13 protein-coding genes are annotated in these 16,377 nt (G+C 68.7%); 2 read left to right on the forward strand and 11 right to left on the reverse strand.

Annotated features, from left to right (window positions below; all coding sequences use genetic code 11):
* Nucleotides 1-113: 113 nt before the first annotated feature.
* The 4 genes from L540_RS20670 to L540_RS20685 form a co-directional block, all read right to left on the reverse strand.
* Nucleotides 114-1,433: a sensor histidine kinase gene (locus L540_RS20670; protein ID WP_043214179.1), complete on the reverse strand. Its 1,320-nt coding sequence runs from the start codon at nt 1,431-1,433 to the stop codon at nt 114-116.
* A complete protein-coding gene (locus L540_RS20675) occupies nt 1,430-2,119 on the reverse strand; it encodes a response regulator transcription factor (RefSeq protein WP_043214177.1) in 690 nt (229 codons plus the stop codon). The genes L540_RS20670 and L540_RS20675 overlap by 4 nt, the downstream gene beginning before the upstream one ends.
* Nucleotides 2,120-2,124: 5 nt before the next feature.
* A complete protein-coding gene (locus L540_RS20680) occupies nt 2,125-3,540 on the reverse strand; it encodes an FAD-binding oxidoreductase (RefSeq protein WP_043214176.1) in 1,416 nt (471 codons plus the stop codon).
* A gap of 73 nt (nt 3,541-3,613) precedes the next feature.
* The gene (locus tag L540_RS20685) at nt 3,614-4,258 is read right to left on the reverse strand and encodes a BPTD_3102 family carboxylase-like protein (RefSeq protein ID WP_043214175.1); all 645 of its coding nucleotides are present in this window, start codon (nt 4,256-4,258) and stop codon (nt 3,614-3,616) included.
* A gap of 233 nt (nt 4,259-4,491) precedes the next feature.
* On the opposite strand from L540_RS20685, the gene L540_RS20690 reads away from it, so the two are divergent.
* A complete protein-coding gene (locus tag L540_RS20690; RefSeq protein ID WP_043214171.1) occupies nt 4,492-5,877 on the forward strand; it encodes a phosphomannomutase/phosphoglucomutase in 1,386 nt (461 codons plus the stop codon).
* Nucleotides 5,878-5,886: 9 nt separating this feature from the next.
* Entirely contained in the window at nt 5,887-7,458 is a 1,572-nt protein-coding gene (pgi, locus tag L540_RS20695; protein ID WP_043214169.1) for a glucose-6-phosphate isomerase, read from the forward strand.
* Here the strand turns inward: pgi and L540_RS20700 are convergent.
* Genes L540_RS20700 through L540_RS20730 form a run of 7 tightly spaced genes read right to left on the reverse strand, consistent with a single transcriptional unit; the run spans nt 7,455 to nt 16,273 of the window.
* Nucleotides 7,455-8,603 carry a glycosyltransferase family 4 protein gene (locus L540_RS20700; protein ID WP_043214167.1) on the reverse strand — a complete coding sequence of 383 codons (1,149 nt, stop codon included), beginning with the start codon at nt 8,601-8,603 and terminating at the stop codon, nt 7,455-7,457. The two genes, pgi and L540_RS20700, sit on opposite strands and share 4 nt — an antisense overlap.
* Nucleotides 8,603-9,736: a glycosyltransferase family 4 protein gene (locus tag L540_RS20705; protein ID WP_043214164.1), complete on the reverse strand. Its 1,134-nt coding sequence runs from the start codon at nt 9,734-9,736 to the stop codon at nt 8,603-8,605. The genes L540_RS20700 and L540_RS20705 overlap by 1 nt, the downstream gene beginning before the upstream one ends.
* A 7-nt stretch (nt 9,737-9,743) precedes the next feature.
* Nucleotides 9,744-10,844 (reverse strand): glycosyltransferase family 4 protein, encoded by a 1,101-nt coding sequence (locus L540_RS20710; protein WP_043214163.1) that lies wholly within the window; start codon nt 10,842-10,844, stop codon nt 9,744-9,746.
* Complete coding sequence (gene asnB / locus L540_RS20715) at nt 10,841-12,751, reverse strand: asparagine synthase (glutamine-hydrolyzing) (protein WP_043214160.1); 1,911 nt, start codon at nt 12,749-12,751, stop codon at nt 10,841-10,843. Before asnB ends, L540_RS20710 begins: the two co-directional genes overlap by 4 nt.
* A gap of 14 nt (nt 12,752-12,765) precedes the next feature.
* Entirely contained in the window at nt 12,766-13,890 is a 1,125-nt protein-coding gene (locus tag L540_RS20720) for a glycosyltransferase family 4 protein (RefSeq protein ID WP_043214158.1), read from the reverse strand.
* The gene (gene murJ, locus L540_RS20725; RefSeq protein ID WP_043214156.1) at nt 13,891-15,246 is read right to left on the reverse strand and encodes a murein biosynthesis integral membrane protein MurJ; all 1,356 of its coding nucleotides are present in this window, start codon (nt 15,244-15,246) and stop codon (nt 13,891-13,893) included. It abuts the gene before it with no gap.
* A 1-nt stretch (nt 15,247) separates the two neighbouring features.
* The gene (locus tag L540_RS20730; RefSeq protein ID WP_043214155.1) at nt 15,248-16,273 is read right to left on the reverse strand and encodes an SDR family oxidoreductase; all 1,026 of its coding nucleotides are present in this window, start codon (nt 16,271-16,273) and stop codon (nt 15,248-15,250) included.
* Nucleotides 16,274-16,377 lie beyond the last annotated feature (104 nt).

Here is a 16,377-nt window from a genome sequence, read left to right on the forward strand (position 1 = left end):
TTCGCCTCCCGATCGCAGCAACACACCGTCACCTTGAACGCCCGCTGGGCCTTCTAAAGCAAAGGCCCTGGTCGTCCACCAGGGCCTTGCCGGGGCCGGCCTTCGCGGCCGGCTTATGCCTGGTTGCCCAGATGCAGCGTGAAGCGCGTGCCGCGCCGCGGGCCTTCGCGCGCGGCGTCCACGGTCAGCACCCACCCTTGTACATCGCAGACCTGCTTGGCGATGGCCAGGCCCAGACCGCGCGGCAGGTCGTTGTCATTGGGCTGGCCGCCCGCGTCGCGCAGGCGGCTGGTGTAGTAGCGCTGGAAGACAAAGGGGAGTTCTTCGGGAGCGATGCCGCGCCCGTCGTCGGCCAGCACCAGGTTGCCGTCCTCGTCCAGTCCGGCGCGCAACTGAGCGGGCGCGGCATGCTCGATGGCATTGCGCACCAGATTGCGCAGCACCGTCAACAGCGCGTAGCGGTCCAGCTGGCGCACCGCGTCCGGATCGATGTCATTGGCAAAATCCAGCCCGGCCAGCTCGGCGCTGCCGGCGAATCCCTGCCAGGCCGCCTGCATGCAATCGGCCAGCTTGACGCGCTCGGCCGCGCGCGGCTCTTCGCGCGCCATGGCGCGGGCGCTTTCCAGCGAGGCGGAAATACTGTCCACGCCATCGACGATGCGCGCCAGCCGGCGCTGCGCATCCGCCGGCAGCTTGCCGTCCATCTGCATCATCTCGCTGTCGGAGCGGATGCTGGCCAAGGGGGTACGGATTTCATGGCTCAGGTTGGCCGCGAACTCGCGCTGGCGCGCGATAGAGCGATCCACCTGGTTCTGCACCCGATTGAAGGCCTCGACCAGCCGCCCCGCTTCGTCGTCGCGCGTCACCGCCATGTCGGGCGCGCCCGGCGCCCAATTGGCAAGATGGTCCGTGACCGCGACAAGCGGCCCCACGACATAGCCGGCAAGACGACGCGCCAGACCGTAGGCCACCACGATGCACACCGCGCCCACGCCCAGCACGAAAAGACCGAAATTCTGCACCCGCTCTTCGTTGTCGGTGGCGTCGTACATGACATAGACCTTGCCCCTGCCGTGGCCGGCGTCGGCCACCATCACATGCCAGGTGTCGGGGCCCGGCTCCAGCAGATGCAGCCCGTTGTCCAGGCCGCGCAGCGGATCGGGCATATCGTCGTCGACCTCGCCGGGCACGTGCAGCCAGGCATGCATGGATCCGCCCAGCTCGCGCGAGCCGCGGTCCGGCACATAGGCCGGCTCGGCGGCCAGGTGCTGGATGACGCGCTCGGTTTCCGTCGTGAGAATGTCGTTGACCAGATCATCTTCCATCTGGTCGAAGGTGATGTAGGACAGCAAGGCCAACACCGTGACGAAGACCGACACAATGCCGGTCAGCGCCCAGACCACCCGCTGAGTCAGCGTGCCGCTTCCTGTCATGATGGATCCGCCTGAACGAGGCGCCAGCCTGTGCCGTGCACCGTCTCTATGCCGTCGAAGCCCGCCTCGGCCAGCGCGCGCCGCAGCAGGTGGACCTGGCTGCGCAAGGCGTCGGATGCCGGCGGCTCATCGCCCCACAGCGCGGTCTCCAGGGTCTCGCGCGAGACCACCTTGCCCGGATCGCGCAACAGCATCTCCACGATGAGCACCGATTTGCGCGCCAGGTGCACGGGCTTGCCGTTGACGCTGACCTCGCGGCTGCGGCTGTCCAGGGACAAGGGACCATAGCGGTAGACCGCGTCCACCACATTGCGGCGCGAGCGCTGGATAAGCGCCAGCAGGCGCGCCTTGACTTCGGCCAGCGCGAAAGGCTTGGTCAGATAGTCGTCCGCGCCGTGCGAGAAGCCCGTCAGTTTGTCCTCCAGGCCGTCGCGCGCGGTGAGCACCAGCACGGGCACGGGTTTGCGCAAGTCCACGCGCACGGCATGCAGCACGGCATAACCGTCCATGCCCGGCAGCCCGATGTCCAGCACCACGGCGTCGAACTCCTGGCGCTCCAGCATGCCCACCGCGGCGCGCCCGTCGTAGGCCACATCGGGCATGAAACCCTGGGCCTGCAAATAATCGTAGAGATTGCCCGCAATGGCGAGGTTGTCCTCGACGATGAGCACGCGCGCGGTCGTCATCGCCGTCAGGCCTGCAGGACTTTGCCGGGATTCATCAGGCCCTGCGGGTCCAGCGCCGCCTTGATGCGCTTCATGAGGGCGAGTTCCACGGCGCTCTTGTAGCGCGGCAATTCATCGCGCTTGAGCTGGCCCACGCCGTGTTCGGCGCTGATGGAGCCCGCATGCGCCTGCACGCTTTGATGGACCACGTCGTAGATGGCCGGCTGCAGGGCCAGGAGGTCTTCTTCGGTCTGGCCGGCGCTGCGCGCCACGTTGTAATGCAGGTTGCCATCGCCCAGGTGGCCGAAGATGACATTGCGCACGCCCGGAAAGCGCTCTTGCAGCGCGGCATTGGTCTCGCGCACGAAATGCGCGATGGACGAAATCGGAATGGACACGTCGTGCTTGACCGACTTGCCCAACTCGGCCTCGGCCAGCGGAATGCTTTCGCGCAGGTGCCACAGCGCCTGGCTCTGCGCCAGGTTTTCGGCGATGGCCGCATCGCCCGCCAGCCCGTCCTCGATGGCCGCGCCCAGCACAGCCTCGAAACGCTCGCGCGCATGCGCTTCGCTCTCGCTGTCGGAAAGCTCCAGCAGCGCGAACCAGGGCGCCTTGAGCGATTCGCCCTCGAAAGGCAGCCGCTGCTGCGGGAACAGCCGCAGCACGGCCTGCAGGCAGTCCGCCGCCATGAGTTCAAAGCCGGTGAGCGAGGCGCCGAAGCCGGTGCGGGCGCGCGACAGCAGTTCGACCGCGTCGTCCACGCTGGCCAGGGTCAACAGCGCCGTGCAGCGGGCCACGGGCAAGGGGTAGAGTTTGAGCGTGGCCGCGGTAATGATGCCCAGCGTGCCTTCGCTGCCGATGTAGAGGTCGCGCAGGTCGTAGCCGGTATTGTCCTTGCGCAGGCCGCGCAGCCCGTTCCAGATTTCGCCCTCGGCGGTGACGACCTCCAGGCCCAGCGCCAGCTCGCGCGCATTGCCGTAGCGCAGCACCTGAGTGCCGCCCGCGTTGGTGGCCAGGTTGCCGCCTATGGTGCAGCTGCCTTCGGCCGCCAGGCTCAGGGGAAACAGCCGACCGGCCTGCTCGGCGGCCTCCTGGACGGCCTGCAGCACGCAGCCGGCCTCGACGGTGATGGTGTCGTTATCGGTATCGATGCCGCGCACGCGGTTCAGGCGCGCGGTGGACAGGATCACGGCCGTACCGCTGTCGTCGGGCGTGGCGCCGCCGCACAGGCCGGTATTGCCGCCCTGCGGCACGACCGGCGCGCCGTGCCGGCGGCACAGGCGCAGCACGGCGGCGACTTCGTCGGTGGAGCCCGGCCGGACAACGGCCAGCGCGCGTCCGCGATAACGGCGGCGCCAGTCCAGGGCATAGGGTTCGGCGTCCTCGCCGACCAGCACATGGGCCGGTCCCAGCAAGGACTGGAGTTCTTGCAGCAGAGTCATGTCAGGCGCACTCGCGGTTGCTTCCGGCCCAGGCCGGTTCGGAATAGCGCCTTTATTGTAGGATCATCCCGACTCAACCGGCGGCGCGGTGATCGCTCCAATCGGAAATCCGCGCCAGGCGCGCGCCGGTCAGGCCGGAACAAAAGGCCGGCGAGGCGATGCGGTTGAGCAGGAAGGCGCGCTCGGGCACCGCCAGGCCGGGCATGTCGCCGATGGCCTGATAGGCGCGCCGCAGCGCGTCGCCGCGCGTGACGCCCCACACCAGCAGGTTGGCGCCGGGCCGCCCGGAAGCCGCGCAGGCGCCGATGCCAACCTCCAGCGCATGGGCGGCCAGGGGTTCCATCAGGGCCGCCTTGCCGCTGCGCCCCTGCAGCGTGGCCTCGATGAGGCGGAACTGGCCGCTTTCGTCGTCCAGCGAGAACACCACCGTGCCCAGCCCCAGCCAGCCGCGGTCCAGGGCGATCCGCGAGGCGACATCGCGCAGCGTCGCCTCCATGCGCGCCGACAACCGCGGCGCCGGGCACTCGGCGATCAGCACGCGCTGGTCGCGCCAGACGCAGCGTTCCCAGGCCCGCCCGGTTTCGGCGCGGCCGTCTTCCTGGACAAGCACATGAATGTCCAACCTGCGCTCGGCCCCGCCGGCCGGGCCGCCCGGCGGTCCGTGGCGTTTGCCAACGGCGTCGGCCGAGGGTGTGACGAACGAAACCTTGGCACCCATGAGCCACCTCCCGTTCAAGTTCGTGCAGATAAGCGTAGCACTTCTGCGAAGACGCAATATCCGTGCCGGGCCGGAATCCGCCGCGAGCGCCCCGCGCGGCCCCGGCTGGCCCGCCGCGCGCACCGCCGTGATGCACCGCCCGCGCACCATGAGCGCCCTCGGACAGAAATAGGGGATAATTCTCTCCTGGCTGCCGCTCGCGGCCCAGCTCGACCGTGCCAGAAGGAAGCCTCGTGAAACAACCATATCCTGCCTCGGTATTCAAAGCCTACGACATCCGCGGAACCGTCCCTGATCTCATCGATGCGCGATTCGCGCGCGCGCTGGGATTCGCCCTGGCCGGACGGGCCCGTCAGGCGGGCAATACGGAGCTCGTGGTCGGCTACGATGGCCGGTTGAGCAGCCCGGAACTCTCCGTCGCGCTCCAGGAAGGCATTCTCGAGGGCGGCGTGAACACCCTGGACATCGGGCGCGTGCCCACGCCGCTGGTGTATTTCGGCGCCTATGCCGGCCAGCTCGGCGCCGGCGTGGCCATCACCGGCAGCCATAATCCGCCCAAGTACAACGGCTTCAAGATGATGCTGGGCGGCCGCGCCCTGTATGGCGACGATGTGCAGTCCCTGCGCCAGGCCATGGAAGCCCCCGAGGGCCTGGCGGCCGCGCGGCCCGGCACGCGCCGCACCGCCAACCTGGTGCCCGACTACATCAAGCGCATCGTCTCCGATATCAAGCTGGCCCGGCCCATGAAGATCGCCATCGACTGCGGCAACGGCGTGGCCGGCGCGGTCGCGCCGCAGCTGTTCCGCGCGCTGGGCTGCGAGGTGACCGAGCTGTTCTGCGAGGTCGACGGCAACTTCCCCAATCACCATCCCGACCCGGCCGATCCGCACAATCTGCAGGATCTCGTCCATTGCCTGGCCACCACCGATTGCGAAATCGGGCTGGCCTTCGACGGCGACGGCGACCGCCTCGGCGTGGTGACCAAGTCCGGGCAGATCATCTGGCCCGACCGCCAGCTCATCCTCTTCGCGCGCGACGTGCTGCAGCGCTGCCCGGGCGAGACCATCATCTACGACGTGAAATGCAGCCGCCATGTGGGCCTGGCCGTGGCGGACGCCGGCGGCAAGCCCCTCATGTGGCAGACCGGCCATTCGCTGGTCAAGGCCAAGCTGGCCGAGACCGGCGCGCCGCTGGCCGGCGAGATGAGCGGCCATATCTTCTTCAAGGAGCGCTGGTATGGCTTCGATGACGGTCTCTACACCGGCGCCCGCCTGCTGGAGATTGTCTCGCGCCATGCCCATCCTTCCGAGGTGCTCGAAGCCCTGCCCACGGCCGTCTCCACGCCCGAGCTCAAGCTGGAGATGGAAGAAGGCCAGCCGCACGCCCTGGTGCGCGAGCTGCAGGCGCAAGGCCGCTTCGACGACGCCACGCAGATCATCACCATCGACGGCGTGCGGGCGGAGTTCGCCGACGGGTTCGGGCTGGCACGCGCCTCGAACACCACGCCTGTGGTCGTGCTGCGCTTCGAAGCCGAAAACGCCGAGGCTCTGGCCCGCATCCAGAACCAGTTCAAGCGCGAGCTTCTGCGCCTGGCTCCGCAGGCCCGCCTGCCCTTCTGAGCCCCTCCCATGACCGCGCCCCTCTCTTCGAGCCCCGCCTGGCAATCTTTTGCCGAGGCCGTGCACGGAGCTTCGCACCGTGGCGACCATCTGCGCGTGATCGAAGCCGCCGGCCTGTCCGTCGACCTGACCGCCCAGGCCTATTCGCCCGCGCTCGAACAGGCCGCCCTTGGGCTGTGCGCCCAGCAAGGCTTGACGCAGGCCATCCGCCGGCTCTTTGATGGCGGCGAGGTCAACTGGACCGAACATCGTCCGGCCTGGCATACCGCGCTGCGGGCGGCCGCGCCGCCGCCGTCCGTGAGCCAGGCCGTGCTGGCCGAACGCGAGCGCGTGCGCCGCTTCGTCGAGGCGGCGGATGCCCGCGGCGACTATAAATATGTCCTGCATCTGGGCATCGGCGGCAGCGACTGGGGGCCGCGCATGATCGTGCGCGCCCTGCGCCACCAGGGGGTCAAGCGCGAGGTGCGCTTTGCCTCCAATGTCGATTCCCACGCGGTGGCCGATGCGATGCACCAGCTCGATCCGCACAGTACCCTGGTCATCATCGCCTCCAAGTCCTTCACCACGACCGAGCCGCTGGCCAATGCCCAGGTGGCCATCCACTGGCTGGAAGAAGCCGGCGTGGCCGATCCGCTCAAACAGGTGGCGGCCATCACGGCCAACGTCGACGCGGCGCTGGCCTTCGGCATCGCCCCCGAACGCATTTTCCAGTTCTGGGATTGGGTCGGCGGCCGTTATTCCCTATGGTCGGCCATCGGCGCCCTGCCCGTGTCCCTGGCCCTGGGCTGCGAGACTTTCGACCAGTTGCTGGCCGGCGCGGCCGCCATGGACGAGCACTTCCTGAACGCGCCGCTGGCCGTCAATGCGCCGGTGCAGATGGCCCTGGCCGGCATGGCCAACCGCAGCGTGATGGGCTTCGAGACGCTGGCCATCACGCCCTACGACTCGCGCCTGACCCATCTCGTTCCCTGGGCGCAGCAGCTCGAAATGGAATCGCTGGGCAAGGTGGCCACGCAGGACGGCAGCCCGGCCGGCGTGCCCACCGGGCCAGTGGTCTGGGGCATGACAGGCACGGATTGCCAGCACACCTTCTTCCAGTGGCTGCATCAGGACACGGCCGGCGCGCCGGTGGACTTTATTTTCTGCGAACGCCCCGACCATCGCTACGATCACCATCACCGCCTGCTGATCGCCAACTGTCTGGCGCAGCGCGCGGCGCTGTTGCGCGGCAAGTCCTTCGACGAGGCCCTGGCCGAGTGCAGCGCCCAGACCGACGATCCGGCGCAGGCGCGCGTGCTGGCGCAGCATCGCATCCATCCGGGGCGCCGCCCGTCCACCCTCATCGTCTTGCCGCGCCTGACCGGCCACGCCTTGGGCGCCCTGCTGGCGCTCTACGAGCACAAGGTGTTCGCGCAAGGCGTGCTGTGGGGCATCAACCCCTTCGACCAATGGGGCGTGGAATTCGGCAAGGCCCTGGCGCGCCACATCATCGACGAACTCGACCAACCCGGCGAGACGCCGGGACCGGACGATCCCTCGACCCGCTACTGGATCGGCGTCCTGTCGCGCCCGGACGCCTAGGCCCGGGCGGCCGCCAGCAGGCTGGCGTAGATCGCCAGGTGGCGGCCACAGACATCCTCGATCGAGAACTCGCGCTCGGCCAGTGCGCGGCCCGCCTGGCCGAGCCGCCGGCGCTGCGCCGGGTCCATGGCCAGACGCGCCAGCGCGGCGGCCAGCGCGGTCGCATCGCGCGGCGGCACGAGCAGGCCGGTTTCTCCCGGATCGATGGCGTCGCGGCAGCCCGGCACATCGGTCGTCACCACCGCCCGTCCGCAGGCGGCCGCTTCGATCAGCGACTTGGACAGCCCCTCCCGGTAGGAAGGCAGCACCGCGATATGCGCGGCCGCATAGAGCGCGGCCACATCCTGGCGCTCGCCCAGGAGCTCGACTAAGCCTTCCTCGCGCCAGACTTGCATTTCTTCGGCGCTGATCGAGGCGGGATTGCCCGGGTCGATATCGCCGGCCACGCGCATGCGCATATTCAAGCCCTGCTGGCGCAGCAGCGCGGCGGCCTCGACAAATTCGCGCACCCCTTTGTCGCGCAGCAGGCGCGCCACCATCAAGGCCACCACGGGGGGCTCGGGCGGCTCGGGTTCGGCGCGGTACTGCGCCAGATCCACGCCCGAGCCGCGTATCAATTCGACCTGGCCGGCGCGCACCACGCCCAGCTTGCTCAGGACGTCGCGATCATTGGTGTTCTGGAAAATCACGCGGCTGTTGCCATGCCCCAGCGCCAGGCGATAGAAACCGCGCACCACGGCGCGCACCAGACGGGCGCGCAAGCCCTCGGCCACGAAGACATAGCCCAGGCCGGAGATGGCCGCCACCATGGCGGGCACGCCCGCCATGCGCGCGGCGATGCCGCCATAGAGCACGGGCTTGATGGTCACCAGATGGACCAGGTCCGGACGCAGGCGCTTGAACAGCCGATACAGCGCCCAGAGCGTCTTGAGCTCCTGCAGCGGGTGCTTGCCGCTGCGGCTCATGGGAATCACATGATGCGCGACGCCCATGGCCTGTATGCGCGGCACCGAAGGCCCGTCCATGGTGGCCGCATGCACCTCATAGCCCGCGGCCAGCGCGGCCTCGGCCAGCGCCGCCCGATGGGAAAGAAAGAAGGCCGGGTTGTTCACCACGAACAACAAGCGCTTGGCGCGGGCTTCCATCAGCGTTCTCCAGCAATGCGGCGCCACACCGCCTCATAGGCGCGCACCATGCGGCCCAGGTCGAAAAGCGCCAGCACCCGTTCGCGGCCAGCCGCGCCGGCCGCGGCGCGGCCGCGCTCGGCCACCTCGCGCAATGCCTGCGCAATGCCGCGCGCCAGGGCGGCAGGCTGCTCGGCGGGCACCACCACGCCCGTGTCGCCGACGATATGGGCGGCATCGCCCACGTCGGTCACCACGCAAGGCGTGCCGCAGGCCATGGCCTCGGCCACCACATTGGGAAAGCCCTCTGCGCAGCTGGGCAGCACATGCAGGTCCAGGCTGTTCATCACGGCGGCCACATCGTCGCTGGGCCCGGTCAGAAGCACGCGGCCCTGCAGCCCCTCGGATTCAATCAGCGCCACCAGATCGGCATTGCCCGGCGTCATGCCGCGCCCGACCAGCACGCACTTGAGCGCCTGGCCCTCGCGCAGCAATTGGCCCAGCGCGGCCAGCAGATTGCGGTGGTCTTTGAGCGGATCCCAGCGCGCCACGCAGCCGATAAGCGGCGCATCGTCGCCCACGCCCCATAGCGCGCGCATGCGGCCGCCGGCCTCGGCGTCCGGCGCGTAGCGCGACAAGTCGTAGCCATTGGGAATGACGACCATCTTCCGCCCGTCGTAGCCCAGCTCGCGATGGCGCTGGGCGGCATCCTGGGCGGCGCAGACAATGGCGCGCGGCACCCAGCGCGACAGCGCCGCGCAGGCGCGCAGCACCAGCCGGGCCGAACGGCTGCTGCGGCCCAGGTGATTGCCGGAATTCCGTATGCCCCAGGCCACTGCCTTGATGCCGGCCAGCCTCGCGGCCAGTCCGCCGATGAGATCGGCGTGGTACATCCAGGTCTGCACGGCATCGGGCGCCTCGGCGCGCAGCAGCGCGCGCAAGGCCAGCACGCCGGACATGGTCACGCGGCCGCGCGGCATGCCCAGGGCATGCACGGTGATGCCGGCCGCGCGCAGGCGCGCGCCGTAGACGCCTTCATCGGTCAGCGAGATCACCACATGGCGGGTGCTGGTGTCGGTATAGCAGGCCAGGCGGTAGAGAACCGATTCGGCCCCTCCCTGCCCCAAGCCCGTGATGATGTGAGCGATACGCATCCTGGTCTCACTGGCGCGCGAGCGCAAACAAGTCGTCCCACTGCGCCAGCACCTTGGACAAGGCGTAGCGTTCACGCACCGAATGGGCCGCGCGCCGCCCCAGCTCCGCGCGCAGGGCGGCATCGCTCATCAGGCGATCCAGCGCATCGCGCATGGCCGGCGGCTCGCGCAGCAACAAGGCGTCGGCCCCATCGCGCGTCATTTCGCGCGGCCCGCTGGGGCAATCGAAGGCCGCGCAAGGCAGCCCCTTGGCCATGGCTTCGAGCAGGACATTGGGAAAGCCTTCCACCGCCGAACTGAGCACGAAGGCGCTGGACTGCGACAAGGCTTCCCAGGGCTCGCTGGTGCGGCCCGGCAGGCGTATGCGCTGCCGCATGCCCAGTTGCGCCACGCGCGCCTCGAGCGCTTGCCGCTGCGGTCCCTCGCCCCAGATCCAGAGATCCCAGTCGGGATGGGCGGGCGCCAGCTCGGCGAAGAGATCGATCAACAGGCCGAATTGCTTGTCGGGCACCAGCCGGCCCATGGCCATCAGACGCCGCCGTCCTTGCGCATCCGGCGCGAGCGCGGCCAGGGGCGCGTCCAGCAGCTCGGCAGGCAAGGGGTTGGGGATCACGGCCAGGTGGCGGATGCCCGGCACCTGGGCCGCGAAAGGCGCCACGGTATCCTCGGCCTGCACGGTGACGACATCGGCGCAAGGATAGAGCCAGCGCCGCAAGCGGCGCCAGACCTTGCCCGTCGTGGTATCGACGACAGGATTGGTGCGCTCGCAGACGATGAGCGGCTGCTTCAGGCCTCGGGTGGCGAGGATGGCGCCGACATTGACGTTGGTCAGGAAGGAGACCAGCACATCGGGCCGGCGCTCGCGGATCAGCCGGCGCAGACCCAGCAGACGCTTGAGGGGGGCCAGCGTGCCGCTGGCCGGCACGGCGCGGGCCAGCCACAGCAGCTCGACCTTCGGGTCCAGCGGATAAAAGCAGTCGCCGCCGCCCGAGAAGGTCGGCAGCAGCGTGACCTGATCGCCCCGGGCCGCCCAGGCATTGGCCAGGGTCGCCGCCACGCGCTCGGCGCCGCCGGCATGCATGGAGCTGACCGCCAGCACGATCTTCATTGCGCGCCGTCGCGGTGATAGCGGTCCAGCCAGGCCTGCATCATCAGCACGCCCCACAGATGGCTGTCCCATTTGCGGTGGCCGCTCAGATGCTCGCGCCATTTGCGCAGGATGGGTTCGGGTTCGAACCAGCCTTCCTGGCGCAGGCGCGCCGGATCCAGCAGCGCCTCGGCCCAATCGCGCAAGGGCCCGCGCAGCCATGCCGCCAGCGGCACGGCAAAGCCGCGCTTGGGCCGCTCGACCAGGCTTTGCGGCACATGGCGATGCAGCACCTGGCGCAGCAGCCACTTGCCCGTGCCGCCGCGCACCTTGTATTTGAAGGGCAGGCTCCAGGCGAATTCGTAGACGCGATGATCGATGAGCGGCACCCGGGTCTCCAGGCTCACGGCCATGGCCGCGCGATCCACCTTGACCAGGATGTCGTCGGGCAGATAGGTGATCGTATCCAGCTTCATCATGGCTTCGTACAAGGGGCCGGCAAGCGGCGCCTCGAAAGGCGAAGGCGGCTCGGCGGCGCCCTTGACCACACTGCCCGGATCCGACCAATACGAAACGAAAAGGCGATAGAACTCACCCTCGGAATCGGCGCGCAGCAGTTCGCCCATCTTGCCGACCTTGCCGCGCCAGGCGCCGGCGCCCGGCAGCGTGGCCGAGCCGCGCATCATGCCGCCGGCCAGATGCCGCAGCGGCGCGGGCAAGCGGGCGCATTTGTCCCACCAATTGGCGACACGCAGATAGCGCGAATAACCGCCGAACAGCTCATCGCCGCCATCACCGGACAAGGCCACGGTCACATGCTGGCGCGCCATGCGCGTCACCAGCGCCGTGGGGATTTGCGAAGAGTCGGCGAAAGGTTCGTCGTAAATATCGGCCAGGCCCGGCACGACGTCCAGGGCATCCTGCGCCGTGACGTAGAGCTCGGAGTGATCCGTGCCCAGATGCGTGGCCACGGCCTTGGCATGCGGCGCCTCGTCGTATTCCTTTTCGTGAAAGCCGATGGCGAAGGTGCGCACCGGCACATTGCTCTGGCTTTGCATGAGCGCGGCGATGGTCGACGAGTCGATGCCACCGGACAGAAAGGCGCCCAGGCTCACATCCGAAATCATCTGCCCGCGCACGGCCTGCGTCAGCACGGCCTGCAAGGCATCGGCCGCTTCGTTGTCGCTGGCGAACTCCCGCGGCTGGCGCTGGCCGGCGTCGGCCACCTGCATCGCCGACCAATAGACCTGGGGCGCGGGCATCTCGCGCGCGCCGAGCTGCGCCTCGCTGATCACGACCCAGCTGGCCGCCGGCAGCTTGCGTATGCCTTCATAGATGGATTGCGGCGCGGGCACATAGTTGTGCCGCATGAAGGACGCCAGGGCATTGCGGTCGATATTGCGGCCGAAGCCCGGCACGGGCGACAAACCCTTGAGCTGGGAGGAAAACGCCAGGGTGGCGCCGACATAGCCGTAGTAAAGCGGCTTTTCGCCCATGCGGTCCCGCGCCAGGGTCAGGCTGCGGGTCTGGCGATCCCAGAGCGCGATGGCCCACATGCCCACGGCGGCGCGCAGCATGGCTTCGACGCCGAAGGCGGCCGCGTAGGCCAGGATGGTTTCGGTATCGGAGTGGCCGCGCCAGGCGGGCGCGCGGCCGGCCTTCTCGAGTTCGGCGCGCATGTCCAGATGGTTATAGACCTCGCCGTTGTAGGTGAGGACATAGCGCCCGCAGGCCGACACCATGGGCTGGTGACCGGCTTCGGTCAGGTCCTGGATGGCCAGGCGCACATGCCCGAAGGCCACGCCGGCCTGGCCGTCTTCCCAGAAGCCCTTGCTGTCCGGGCCCCGCAGGCGGATGCGATGGCAGCTTTCTGCCAATATCTGCGCCTTGCCTTCAAGAGGTCCCCAAAGACCGACGATTCCGCACATGATTTTTCTGTTCTCTAGGTAGAGGAACGCCCGAGAGCGTCGTCAAAAAGTTGTTGCCACAGACCGAGCACGCGGCGGGCGGAAAAACGCTCGCGCGCGGTGACGGCTTCGGCGGCCAGGCGCGCGCGCGCCTGGGGATCGCTCATCAGGCCGGCCAGCGCATCGGCCAGCGCATCGGCCTGCCCGACCGGGCGCACCAGCAGGCCGTCGACGCCTTCGCGCACGATCTCCCGTGGCCCAGTATCGCAATCAAAGCTGACGGGCGCCAGTCCGCTGGCCATGGCTTCAAGAAGCGTGTTGGACAGGCCTTCGAAACGGGAACTGAGCACATACAGGTCGGCCGACTCATACCAGTCGGCCACATTGCCGCCGCGCCCCGGCATATAGACCCGGCCCGCCAGCCCGGCCGCCTCGGCCTGGGCGCTCAGGCGGGCGCGTTCATCGCCCTCGCCCAGGATGAGCAGGTCCCAATCGGGGAAACGCCCGGCCAGCCGCGCGTAGGCGTCGATCAGGACGTCGAAGCCCTTGTCCGGATGCAGGCGCCCGACGGCCAGCAGATAATGCCGGCCGGGCACGGCCGGCGGCGCCAGCCGGGGCTCGCTGCGCGGCAGCGGCCAATGCACTGGATTGGGGATAACGGCCAGGCGCGAGCCCGGCACATGCCGGGCCAGCCAGTCGGCCGTGCCGCGCGTGAGCGCGACCACGCGCGCGGCGCGGGGATAGGTCAGGCGGCGCAGGCGCTGCCACATGCCCGAGAGCTGCTGCGAAGGGGGATGCGTGTGCTCGGTGGCGATCACCTTGGCCGGCAGCCCCCAGGCGGCGAGCACGGCGAGGATGGACGAGGTCGTCATCATGCCCAGCACGATCTCGGGCTTGAAATCGCGGATCACGGCGCGCAGGGCCCGCAGCCGCCGCAGATTGTCCAGGATGCCGCGCAGCCCTCCGCCCCCGCCGCCATCGGTGCCCAGCGCGCGGCGCTGCACGCCGGCCGGCACCGGATAGGCGTCGCCCTCTGCCTGCGTGAGGATCATGACTTCCCGCCCCTCGGCGGCCCAGTGGCCCGCCAGGTCCACCGCCACGCGCTCGGCGCCGCCGCCGTGCAGGGAATGGATGAAGATCAGGGTGCGCGGGCCGGACATCTAGGCAGTCTCCTCGGGATCGGCGACCGGACGCATCGCCACGGCCGTGTAGCAGACGAAGGACAGGAAATACATCAGGCTGGTCGCCAGCATGATGCCTTCGGTGCCCATGCGCGGCGCCAGCACCGCATTGAGCACCGCCTTGAGCAGGAAGTTGGCCACCGCGATGAGCGCCATGATGCGGTAGCGGTTCTGGCTGGCGAGCAGCTGGACCAGGATCAACACGCCAAAATAAAAGGGCAGCTGCAAGAGGCCCCAGCGCAGCACGCCGGCCACGGCCTCGGTGTTCTGCGCCGTGAAAGCGCCGCGCTCGAACAGCAGGGCCACGCCCCAGGGCGCCAGCGCCCAGCCGAGCGCCACGGCCGCGATACCCGCGCCGACCATCATCCACGACCACTTGAGCGCCATGCTGCGCGCGCGCCGGGCGTCGCCGCGATGCTGCACATCGGCCAACACCGGCAAGGCCGCGCGGCCCACGGACACCGCGCCTATGCCCAGCACCAGCGACAGCAGGCGGCTGGCGTAGCCCAGCGTGGCGTTCGCGTTGCTGCCCAGGTTGGCCGCGGCGTATTGATCCAGCGGATTGACGAAACTCATGGCCACTTGCCCGATCAGCATCACGCCGGCCGCGCTCATGAGCTCGGGCCAATGCGGCGACCGCAGGCTCAGGCGCGGCGCGCCCCAGAAACCCTGGTCGGCGCGTGCGGCCAGCCAGGCGAGCCAGGCGGCCTGGATGACATAGCCCACCAGCGTGCCCCAGAGCAGCGGCCCGATCTGGTCGCCGCCGGCGGCGACCAGCATGACCCAGCCCAGCGTGGTGACCGCCGGCACGCTGTCGAGCAAGGTGTTGACGTGACGCTCATGCGAGCGCAGGCGCGCCGCGCTGATGCCGGCGATCAGCAGAATGGCGCTGACCGGCACGAAGGCCCAGAGCAGCTCGTGGGTCATGCGCGCCACGGCGCCCGGCAGGCCCGGCCCCAGCCAGGCCAGCACATAGGGCCAGGCCAGCCAGGTCAGGCCGGCCAGCAAGAGCCCGGCCAGCAGGGTCCATCCCTGCAGTTCGCTGACAAAGACATTGCGCTCGGCGCCGCCCTCCCGGCGCAGCCGCACCAGCACCGGGATCAGCACGACCGACAGCACGCCCACGATGGTGACGGGCAGCCAGGTCGCCATGGTCATGGTGAACTGATAGGCATCCACGGCATCGCTGATGCCGTAACGATAGGCCACCGCCATCTCCTTGATGGCGCCGGCGGCCTTGCCGAGGATAAGGAAAACGGCTACCCGGAACGCGCCCTTGAAGATGCGCTGGTGGTCCGGGTGCAGGGTGCCGATTTTGCGTAGCAGGGCTTTCAACTCAACGCAGGAATTGCGTGTACCAGGGCATGGCGGCATCCAGGCCACGCAGGATGTCGAAGGCCGGCTGGTAGCCCAGCAGCTTGCCGGCCTTGCCGATATCGGCCTGCGAGTGGCGCACATCGCCGGCGCGGAAATCCGCGTGCTCGGCCGACTTTTCGTAGCGCACGCCCTGGCGGCCCAGCGATTCTTTCAGGAAGTCAAAGAGCTGGTTGAGCGTCGTGCGCCCGCCAAAGGCGACGTTGTAGACCTGGTTGCGGCCTTCCTGGGGCGCCATGGCGCCCAGGATGTTGGCCTGCACCGCGTTGTCCACATAGCAGAAGTCGCGGCTGGTTTCGCCATCGCCGTTGATGACCACGGTCTCGCCCTGGATCATGGCGGCGGTCCACTTGGGAATGACCGCGGCGTAGGCGCCATCGGGATCCTGGCGGCGGCCGAAGACATTGAAGTAGCGCAGGCCCACCGTCTCGAAGCCGTAGGAACGGGCGAACACATCGGCGTAGAGCTCGTTGACGAACTTGGTCACCGCATAGGGCGACAGCGGCCGGCCGATATTGTCTTCCAGCTTGGGCAGCGCCGGGTGGTCGCCATAGGTCGAGCTGGACGCCGCGTAGACAAAGGCGCCCACGCCGGCGTCGCGCGCGGCCACGAGCATGTTCAGGAAACCATCGATGTTGACGGCATTGCTGGTGAGGGGGTCTTTCAGCGACCGGGGCACCGAGCCCAGCGCCGCCTGGTGCAGCACCTTGTCCACGCCCTCGACGGCGCGGCGGCAGGTGTCCAGGTCGCGGATATCGCCCTCGATGAAGGAAAAGCGCGCCCATTGCTCGGGCGTCACCAGGCCGCGCACCTCGTCGAGGTTGCGCTGGTGGCCGGTTGCGAAATTGTCCAACCCCACAACGGTCTGATCCAATTTGAGCAAGGTTTCCAACAGGTTGGAGCCGATGAATCCGGCGCAACCGGTCACCAGCCACTTGCGTGGCTGGGCTTGCAATTCGGCGCGGACGACTTCGTAGCGGTTGGTCATTGTGGCAATTCCTCCAGCGTAAAAAACTTACAGGCGCAGATCCGACTCGTCGGCGGTCAGCACGTATTTCAGGTCATAGAGCACATGCTCGGGCTTGCCGAGCT

This window comes from Bordetella pseudohinzii (genome assembly GCF_000657795.2).
In the GTDB taxonomy this organism is placed as follows: domain Bacteria; phylum Pseudomonadota; class Gammaproteobacteria; order Burkholderiales; family Burkholderiaceae_B; genus Bordetella; species Bordetella pseudohinzii.

Bases quoted from the DNA above. Each gene is read 5' to 3' on its own strand.
- L540_RS20700 (WP_043214167.1), bottom strand. From the start codon at position 8,603: ATGGAAGCCCGCGCCAAGCGCTTGTTGTTCGTGGTGAACAACCCGGCC.
- L540_RS20710 (WP_043214163.1), bottom strand. From the start codon at position 10,844: ATGAAGATCGTGCTGGCGGTCAGCTCCATGCATGCCGGCGGCGCCGAG.
- pgi (WP_043214169.1), top strand. From the start codon at position 5,887: ATGACCGCGCCCCTCTCTTCGAGCCCCGCCTGGCAATCTTTTGCCGAG.
- L540_RS20685 (WP_043214175.1), bottom strand. From the start codon at position 4,258: ATGGGTGCCAAGGTTTCGTTCGTCACACCCTCGGCCGACGCCGTTGGC.
- L540_RS20680 (WP_043214176.1), bottom strand. From the start codon at position 3,540: ATGACTCTGCTGCAAGAACTCCAGTCCTTGCTGGGACCGGCCCATGTG.
- L540_RS20670 (WP_043214179.1), bottom strand. From the start codon at position 1,433: ATGACAGGAAGCGGCACGCTGACTCAGCGGGTGGTCTGGGCGCTGACC.
- asnB (WP_043214160.1), bottom strand. From the start codon at position 12,751: ATGTGCGGAATCGTCGGTCTTTGGGGACCTCTTGAAGGCAAGGCGCAG.
- L540_RS20705 (WP_043214164.1), bottom strand. From the start codon at position 9,736: ATGCGTATCGCTCACATCATCACGGGCTTGGGGCAGGGAGGGGCCGAA.
- L540_RS20675 (WP_043214177.1), bottom strand. From the start codon at position 2,119: ATGACGACCGCGCGCGTGCTCATCGTCGAGGACAACCTCGCCATTGCG.
- L540_RS20730 (WP_043214155.1), bottom strand. From the start codon at position 16,273: ATGACCAACCGCTACGAAGTCGTCCGCGCCGAATTGCAAGCCCAGCCA.
- L540_RS20720 (WP_043214158.1), bottom strand. From the start codon at position 13,890: ATGTCCGGCCCGCGCACCCTGATCTTCATCCATTCCCTGCACGGCGGC.